Genomic DNA, 8,049 nt, shown 5'->3' with positions numbered 1-8,049 from the left:
CGCATGAACTTATTCTTATTTGCTCTTCTTGTTTCTTTGCCGACCTCGCTTGTCAGCGCCTGCATCACGGCTTTTCTTTTTGGAGGATTGACTTCTTCAGGAATGACGATTTTCGTACAGATCCTCGCCAAGACACCTTTAGGACTGACGCTGAGTTGTTTTATTGTGCAGGGGATCACCGATTATGCCGACCGGTTGTTAGGACTATGGATCACCAGGCGTGTGACAGAACGTTTGCCGTCCTCTTTCAAAAACCGTCTGCTTTAACCACAAAAAAAAAGAATCCAATCTTTGAACCTTTCGCTTTTTCATTATTGTTTTTTCCAAGGTTCATCTTTGGATTCCTTTTTACCATAGCTTTTTCGATCTGTTTTTCTTTTTCTTCTTTTATTTTCCTTTTTTTCAGATCACCATGGATTTTCTATCAAACTTAGATCTTCTCTAAGTTATCAACCTCTGTTGGTTTTAACAGACGGTACGAATAATTCCTTGAACTCTATTTAATAGTATTCTCGTTAATGATTGGTGGAAGGATCGTCGGCGTTCTTCCAAATGTTCCAGTGATATTTGCGATAATCTGGGTTAATACAGCTCCCATCTGAATTTTATCTACCAAATAGCCCATTCTTTCAGAGGCATATTGACGCATATCTTCTAAATTTTTAAAATTTTTTAATGATTTTTTTTCTAAATGAAACTTCCCAATACAAGAGACTACAAGTTTGAACTCATCTTCCGATTGTATGCTCCGAGTCATTCGTATAGTAACAAGTTCCTCATTACATTCAATTAAATCTAATTTTTGAGAAATTTTTGCTTGAATATATTCTTTTCCGCTTGCTTTATAATCTATGTTCTCTAAATATGCATCTACTCCATTGATAAATAATTTATTTTTCTTTTTCTCCACGTTAATCTCCTATGCATCTAAATGTAAACGATTCATGATCATCGGATTCTCAATAATAATACTGTTATCACTTATTCTTGTCTGATCCAGATTTTCAGTCTCAGAGTTTTCATAATATTGAATCATATTTTTCCAGTAATTATTAAAACTATAATGTCTCATATATGTGTCATAATCTTTATTTTCCATTTTTAGATCCGATTCAGTTAGTACACCATCTATGATATATAGATCATTGATCAGTTCTTTATTCTTATCCAACAAATAGAGCAACCTGCTGGCAGCTCCTTTGACAGGATTGGCTCCTTGTTCCCATTTTTCAACCGTTTTTTCACTAATCCCTAAAATTTCCGCAAATAAACTTTGAGACAAGTTTAATTCATTTCGTAAATTCTTTACAAATTCTTTGGTTGTTAATTGATTGGTATCAATGATCTCTGAAGAAAAACCTTTTAATTTCTTTAATTTTTTTAAATCAAACATTTTAATTTCTCCCTTCGTTACAAAGTTTATTAAAAGCTGAAGTTAGATTTTGAAGATTTTTCTTTTCTTCTTCTGTTAAATCACTCTTTGGCTTTTTCCCTGCATGTTTTGAATAAAGATGAAATGGGATTGCTTTTTTTATATCCCCTAAAATCAACAGATAAATAAATCTATATCCGCCTCGGACACCCATTTTACGATTTTCATCTTTTAATCGTAACTTATAAGCAGTCACCACACCAGAGCGAAATAAAACATCACCAGTCTTTCCCCCATTAATTTTTCGTTCTGAATCTTTTAATATTGAGATGAACTTTTTATTATTGAGGTCGGCGTTTTTTATATCTTTTGACAGATCAAAGCCATATTGTTTGAATTCATTGAGTAATTCTTCATCTAAAAGAGAATTTATAACTTCAACCTTTATATAAATCGCCTCCTATCCCCTATTAGATAGGGTATAATCATGATATCATCATATACTCAGAATTTCAATCTATTCTCTTTAAGCACAAAAAAAGAATCCAATCTCCGAACCTTTCGCTTTTTCATTATTGTTTTTTCCAAGGTTCATCTTTGGATTCCTTTTTACCATAGCTTTTTCGATCTGTTTTTCTTTTTCTTCTTTTATTTTCCTTTTTTTCAGATCACCATGGATTTTCTATCAAACTTAGATCTTCTCTAAGTTATCAACCCTTTGTTCACTTGTATCATAACACAAGATCTTGCTTGTACAAGTCTTCTGGATTATTCGGTCATGATACTGTCCTTTTTGGTTTTTAGTAGTTTGTGATTGGCTTTCTTTCCGCCTTTAAATTATGTTTTTTCTGCGAACGACGTGCCAATTCTTCCTGCACCTCGGAAAGCGTGACCCCTTTTTTCACCATCAAGACAAAGAGATGATAAAAAAGATCACCCAGCTCATTGATTAGATCTTCATTCTTTTGGGATAAGGCCGCGATGATGACTTCGGTGTTTTCTTCCCCGACCTTTTTCAAGATCTTCTCCAATCCTTTTTCATAAAGATAACTGGTATAGCTTCCTTCTTCCGGATGTTCTTTACGCTCTAATACGGTCTGATAGAGCTGTTCAAATTCATTCATAGGATCTCCTTTCCCTGGATCGTACGATAGAAACACGAATGTTTTCCCGTGTGACAGGCAGCCCCTTCTTGGCGAACCTTGATCAAAAGCGTATCCTGATCACAATCCACCAAGATCTGACTTACGTGCTGGAAGTGCCCGCTGGTTTCTCCTTTGACCCAGAGTTCATTTCGGGAACGGGACCAATACGTCGCTAACCCGGTCTCGATTGTTTTTTGCAGGCTTTCTTCATTCATATACGCCAACATTAAGACCTCATTGGTCTTTTCTTCTTGAACGATACAAGGAATCAAGCCTCCTTGTTTTAAAAAATCAAGTTTGATCATAAACGCACCGGGATCCCTTTCTGTTTTAAATACATCTTCACATCTTGTACGCGCAATTCTCCATAATGGAAAAGGCTAGCCGCCAAGGCTGCATCCGCACAATCTTTTTCAAAGACTTGGGCAAAATGGTCTAAGGAGCCGCAACCGCCCGAAGCGATGATAGGCACATTGACCACCTGGCGGACCGCCTCCAACATCTCCAGATCATAGCCTTGTTTCACCCCATCGGTATCCATCGATGTCAACAAGATTTCGCCAGCTCCCAGTTCTACTCCTTTTTGGACCCATTCTAACAGATCCATTCCGGTATCGATACGGCCACCGTGGATCACGACATTCCAGCCGGAGCCATCGTCGCGTTTTTTGGCATCAACCGCTAAAACAATACATTGATTCCCAAAGATCTGAGATCCCTGGGCAATTAGATCGGGATCTTTGACGGCCGCCGAATTTAAACTGACTTTATCGGCTCCTGCCCGAAGCATCCGTTTGATATCTTCAATGGAGCGAAGTCCGCCGCCGACCGTAAAAGGCATATAGATCTCAGAGGCCACCTGCTGGACAACCTGGACCATCGTATCTCTTTGTTCATGCGTTGCCGTGATATCCAAAAAGACAAGTTCATCGGCTCCTTGTTCATAATACTCTTTGGCTAATGTGATTGGATCGCCCACTTCTTTGAGTCCGACAAAATTGATTCCTTTGACAACCTTGCCATCTTTGACATCTAAACAAGGAATGATACGTTTGGTCAACATGAGGATCGCTTCCCTTCTTGTATTGCCTCTTTGAGATCCAGTGTATGTGCATACATGGCCTTGCCGGTAATAGCACCATACACACCCAATTCTCTTAAAGCTTTGATATGACTTAGATCTTTGATGCCTCCGGAGGCAATGATCTGGATCGATACGGTTTCTTTGAGCTTTTTCAACATCTCTAAGTTGGGTCCTTCTAATGTGCCGTCTTTGGAGATATCCGTAAAGATGATCGTCTGCACGCCGATTTCTTCCATTTCTTTCGCAAAATCCAAATAATCGATCGTACTGGTAGAAAGCCAGCCAGATCCGCAGACCTTTCCTTCTTTACAATCGATTCCGACCGCAATTTGATTTGAATACTGCTGAACTGCCTTTCTCAACAGATCCGGATCCGATAAAGCCACGGTTCCTAAGATCACGCGTTCGATCCCGGCTTCCAGATACATCTGGATATCTTCCAGGGTGCGAATGCCGCCCCCGACTTCGACTGGGATCAAAATCTCCTGGGCCACCTGACAGATCAGCTTGGCATTTTCTTTATTCCCTGATTTAGCCCCATCCAGATCGACCATATGAAGAAACTGGGCCCCTTCTTGTACAAAGGTCTTGGCAATGTCGAGCACACTTTGGCCAACCACTTCTTTTTGCCTATAGTCTCCCTGGTAAAGGCGTACGGGTTTTCCGTCAATGATATCGATGGCAGGTAATATCAACATTTAAAAGTCCTCCAAAAAATAACGTAAGATCTCTAATCCGTCTTTGCCACTCTTTTCGGGATGAAACTGACATCCCATCCAATTGTCTTTGATCACCAGACCTGGGATCTTCATCTTTCCATACTCAGAAACTCCGACAAGATCCTGAGGATCCATGTCTTTGGCATAGTAAGAATGTACATAATAGACATAGACTTGCGAAGAACAAGGATCCCAAATCGGATGATTCTGGTTTTTCTCCAAGGCATTCCAGCCGATATGCGGGATGCGGACATTTGGATCTTCCATAAAACGAATATGACCTTGTAGAAAACCAAATCCTTGGTGGATCCCTTTTTCTTCACTCGATTCAAAAAACGACTGCATCCCTAAACAAATCCCCAATAAAGGCTTTTTCCATGTTTTGATAAAATCATAAAGACCAGATGCCTGGATATTTTCCATCATATCGCCAAAGGCACCCACACCAGGCAAGATCAATTTATCACAGACTGCCAAAGCGTCAGGATCCGAACTCGTAATTGTTTCAAAACCTAGTTTTTTGACGGCATTCTGGACACTGTACAGATTGCCCATGCCATAATCGATGATCCCGATCATCCTTCGATCCTTCCTTTACTGGAAGGCAAAATATCCGAGGTAAGGGCAACAGCCTGTTTGAGAGCACGGGCAAAGGCTTTAAAAATCGCTTCGATCTTGTGATGATCATTTTCGCCATAAGGAACATGGATATGCAAGCTCAAGCCGCTGGCCACCGCAAAAGCATAAAAGAATTCTTTGGTCATCTCTACACTGTAGTTGCCGATGGTCTCACGCTTGAATGTCGCATCAAAGACCAGGACCGGACGGCCGCTGATATCCAAGATCACATCCGCCAAAGACTCATCCATCACAAGACGAAACGAACCGTAACGTTCGATTCCTTTTTTATCCCCTAAAGCTTCTTTGAAGGCGGTTCCTAAGGCTATGCCGCAATCTTCGATCGTATGATGATCACAAACCTCCAGATCCCCTACTGCTCTCAGGCGAATATCCATTTGGGAATGAAAGGCCAAAAGATCTAACATATGATCAAAAAAGCCGACGCCGGTTTCAATCTCGGCTCGTCCTTTTCCATCCAGATCGATCGAACACGAGATCTTGGTTTCTTTTGTCGTTCTGTCGCAATTTCCTATTCTCATACTTCCTCCTTGTCAAAGGCTTCTAATACATCTTTGACGATTTGATTTTCTTCCGGGGTCCCGATGGTGATCCGGCAATAGTCTTTTCCTTCATATTCCCGAATCGTTAATCCGTTATCTTTGAATGTTTTTTTCAACGCTTCGATCTCCGGTGTCTGGATCAACATAAAATTAGCTTGCGAAGATTGGATCCGGCACCGTTGAAGCGATAAGGTTTTGAATCGATCTCTTTCGGCTTTGATCGTTTCGATTTGTTCCTGAAACCAATCGGCATGATGTAACACAATGGTTGCGACCTTGGCCGAAATGGAGTTCACAGAATACGGAACATGCAGCGGCCGCAAGGCATCCATATTGGCTTGATTCGAGATCAAGAAACCGATTCGGACTCCCGCCAGGCCATACGCTTTCGACAGCGTTCTTGTCACATAGAGATTGTCGTAGCGATCTAACAGCACTACGGCAGAGCCTTGAGCAAACTCAATATACGCTTCATCGACCACCACCGGACACGGGACCGCTGCCAAGATTTTTTGGATCTCGTCTAAATTTAACAGATTCCCCGTTGGATTGTTGGGATTGCTGAACAAGATCAGGTCGGGTTTGTTTTCTCGGGCAAAACCGATAAAATCATCGACATCCAGATGCGAAAAAGGATCGATTGTATATTTTAAGATCCCGGCTTCATAACTGGAAGCGTAATAATCATACATCCCAAAATCCGGAGAAAGGGTCAACAGGTTTTTTCCCTTGCCTAAGAAAGTTCCGATCAATAAACCTAAATGCTGATCCGATCCGTTGCCTGCCAAGATCTGGCTGGCCGGGATCTGAATGATCTGGCTGTATGCTTCACAAAGCTCCTGAGCGCTGTCTTCGGGATAGCGATTGAAGGCAATCGTATCCAAAGCTTCTTTGATCTCCTGACGAATAAAATCAGGAAGATCCCACGGATTCTCATTGGCATTGAGCAGGATCCCGTTTTGTTGGTGGGGTTGATACACAAACTGACTCATCAGCATTCCTCCTTGCGAACCGATACCGCTCGGGCATGCGCTTCCAGATCTTCTTGGCGCGCCATGATCTCGATCTTGCGGGCACACTGATTCAAAGCTGCTTTGGTATAGTGTAAAAAGCTGCTTCTTTTGATAAAGGCATCGACCCCTAAGGCACTGGAAAAGCGGGCTGTCCCAGAGGTCGGCAAGACATGATTGGTCCCGCCAAAATAATCCCCAATGGATTCGCAAGTGTAATAGCCCATAAAGACAGAACCGGCGTTGCGGACCTGATCTAAGAGTTCCTGCGGTTCTTTGACCATCAGTTCCAAGTGTTCGGGTGCAATCGCATTGGATAAGTCTACACATTCTTCCAGCGAACCGCAAAGTACGCTTTTTCCATAATCTCGCAAGGAAGCTTCCACGATTTCGCGTTTGGGCAGACACGCACTTTGTTTGCGCAATTCTTCATTGACCCGCTCGATGATTTCTTCCCTTGTCGTAACCAAGATCGCACTGGCCATCGGGTCATGTTCGGCCTGACTTAAAAGATCGGCTGCCACAAAAGCAGGATCAGCGCCTTCATCGGCAATGACAAGGATCTCGCTGGGGCCGGCAATCATATCGATATCGACAATGCCATAGACTAACTTTTTGGCTGCAGCCACAAAGATATTGCCCGGGCCTACGATCTTGTCCACGCTGGGTATCTCCTGGGTCCCATACGCTAAGGCCGCCACGGCTTGGGCTCCCCCAATCTTATAGATCTCATCCACCCCGGCAATTTGGGCGGCAGCGGCAATATTCGGATGGATCTTGCCTTGAGGATCGGGCGGCGTGACCATCACGATCTTTTGAACACCGGCAATCTTGGCCGGGATCGCATTCATCAAGACGGAACTGGGGTATTGTGCTCTTCCTCCCGGGACATAGATCCCAATGCGTTCTAAAGGAAGGACGCGCTGTCCCAGATACACTCCGTCTTCTTTTTGAAGACAATAGCCTTGTGAGAGCTGGGCGCGATGAAAGAATTCAATATTTTCCTTGGCTTCTTGAAGAGCTTGAATAAATTGCGGATCGCAGCCTTGCATGGCCGCTTCGATTTCTTTGGGGCTGACGCGAAAAGAATCGAGCTCAATTCCATCAAATTGTTTTGTATACGCTTTACATGCCTGATCCTGATATTTTCGAACTTCTTCTAAGATCTGTGAGACTTTGACTAAAATATCAGAAGAGATCTCCTGATGACGGCTGGCGACAAATTCTGCCAGCTGCTCTTTATCTTTCGCATCAATCCTTGTCAGCATTCTCTTTCACCACACTTTCCAGATCATGGATCACGGCCATGATTTCTTCTCGTTTTAATTTAAAACTGGCTTTATTGACGATCACACGGGCACTGATTGGACAAACATCCTCTAAGATGACCAAGCCATTTTCTTTGAGTGTCGTCCCGCTTTCTACGATATCGACAATGCCATCCGCTAACCCTAAAATGGGAGCCAGTTCCACCGAACCATCGATCTTGATCACTTCGACATCGATCCCGCGACTCAAGAAATATTCACGAGCGACAT

At 42.6% G+C, this 8,049-nt stretch carries 12 protein-coding genes and 1 pseudogene; 1 reads left to right on the top strand and 12 read right to left on the bottom strand.

The genetic code is table 11. The features are described from left to right. Window positions 1-267 (top strand): annotated as a pseudogene (locus Q0J48_RS05670) (ECF transporter S component); the annotation flags it as partial. A 229-nt stretch (window positions 268-496) separates the two neighbouring features. Here Q0J48_RS05670 and Q0J48_RS05665 read toward each other — a convergent pair. The 12 genes from Q0J48_RS05665 to hisG all read right to left on the bottom strand — a co-directional run. Next, complete coding sequence (locus Q0J48_RS05665; protein WP_273477140.1) at window positions 497-910, bottom strand: hypothetical protein; 414 nt, start codon at window positions 908-910, stop codon at window positions 497-499. 9 nt (window positions 911-919) lie between these two features. Then, complete coding sequence (locus Q0J48_RS05660; RefSeq protein WP_273477141.1) at window positions 920-1,393, bottom strand: helix-turn-helix domain-containing protein; 474 nt, start codon at window positions 1,391-1,393, stop codon at window positions 920-922. Window position 1,394: 1 nt separating this feature from the next. Next, a complete protein-coding gene (locus Q0J48_RS05655) occupies window positions 1,395-1,628 on the bottom strand; it encodes a hypothetical protein (protein WP_296242414.1) in 234 nt (77 codons plus the stop codon). Between the two features lie 544 nt (window positions 1,629-2,172). Continuing rightward, window positions 2,173-2,496, bottom strand: a complete 324-nt coding sequence (hisE, locus tag Q0J48_RS05650; protein WP_296242412.1) for a phosphoribosyl-ATP diphosphatase — start codon at window positions 2,494-2,496, stop codon at window positions 2,173-2,175. After that, window positions 2,493-2,822, bottom strand: a complete 330-nt coding sequence (gene hisI, locus Q0J48_RS05645) for a phosphoribosyl-AMP cyclohydrolase (protein ID WP_296242410.1) — start codon at window positions 2,820-2,822, stop codon at window positions 2,493-2,495. Before hisI ends, hisE begins: the two co-directional genes overlap by 4 nt. Continuing rightward, window positions 2,819-3,580 (bottom strand): imidazole glycerol phosphate synthase subunit HisF, encoded by a 762-nt coding sequence (hisF, locus tag Q0J48_RS05640; RefSeq protein WP_296242408.1) that lies wholly within the window; start codon window positions 3,578-3,580, stop codon window positions 2,819-2,821. The genes hisI and hisF overlap by 4 nt, the downstream gene beginning before the upstream one ends. After that, on the bottom strand, window positions 3,574-4,299 hold the full coding sequence (gene hisA, locus Q0J48_RS05635) for a 1-(5-phosphoribosyl)-5-[(5-phosphoribosylamino)methylideneamino]imidazole-4-carboxamide isomerase (RefSeq protein WP_296242407.1): 726 nt from the start codon (window positions 4,297-4,299) through the stop codon (window positions 3,574-3,576). The genes hisF and hisA overlap by 7 nt, the downstream gene beginning before the upstream one ends. Beyond that, window positions 4,300-4,899 carry an imidazole glycerol phosphate synthase subunit HisH gene (gene hisH, locus Q0J48_RS05630; RefSeq protein WP_296242405.1) on the bottom strand — a complete coding sequence of 200 codons (600 nt, stop codon included), beginning with the start codon at window positions 4,897-4,899 and terminating at the stop codon, window positions 4,300-4,302. Further along, entirely contained in the window at window positions 4,896-5,480 is a 585-nt protein-coding gene (hisB, locus tag Q0J48_RS05625; RefSeq protein ID WP_296242403.1) for an imidazoleglycerol-phosphate dehydratase HisB, read from the bottom strand. The genes hisH and hisB overlap by 4 nt, the downstream gene beginning before the upstream one ends. After that, the gene (hisC, locus tag Q0J48_RS05620) at window positions 5,477-6,493 is read right to left on the bottom strand and encodes a histidinol-phosphate transaminase (RefSeq protein ID WP_296242402.1); all 1,017 of its coding nucleotides are present in this window, start codon (window positions 6,491-6,493) and stop codon (window positions 5,477-5,479) included. Before hisC ends, hisB begins: the two co-directional genes overlap by 4 nt. Beyond that, window positions 6,493-7,779, bottom strand: a complete 1,287-nt coding sequence (hisD, locus tag Q0J48_RS05615) for a histidinol dehydrogenase (RefSeq protein WP_296242401.1) — start codon at window positions 7,777-7,779, stop codon at window positions 6,493-6,495. Before hisD ends, hisC begins: the two co-directional genes overlap by 1 nt. After that, window positions 7,763-8,049 (bottom strand): ATP phosphoribosyltransferase (hisG, locus tag Q0J48_RS05610; RefSeq protein WP_296242400.1); only part of this gene is annotated, 287 nt, incomplete at its 5' end. The genes hisD and hisG, both read right to left, overlap by 17 nt.

This window comes from uncultured Faecalicoccus sp. (genome assembly GCF_944325745.1).
In the GTDB taxonomy this organism is placed as follows: Bacteria; Bacillota_I; Bacilli_A; order Erysipelotrichales; family Erysipelotrichaceae; genus Faecalicoccus.
This window is presented reverse-complemented; position numbering and strand designations above follow the sequence as displayed.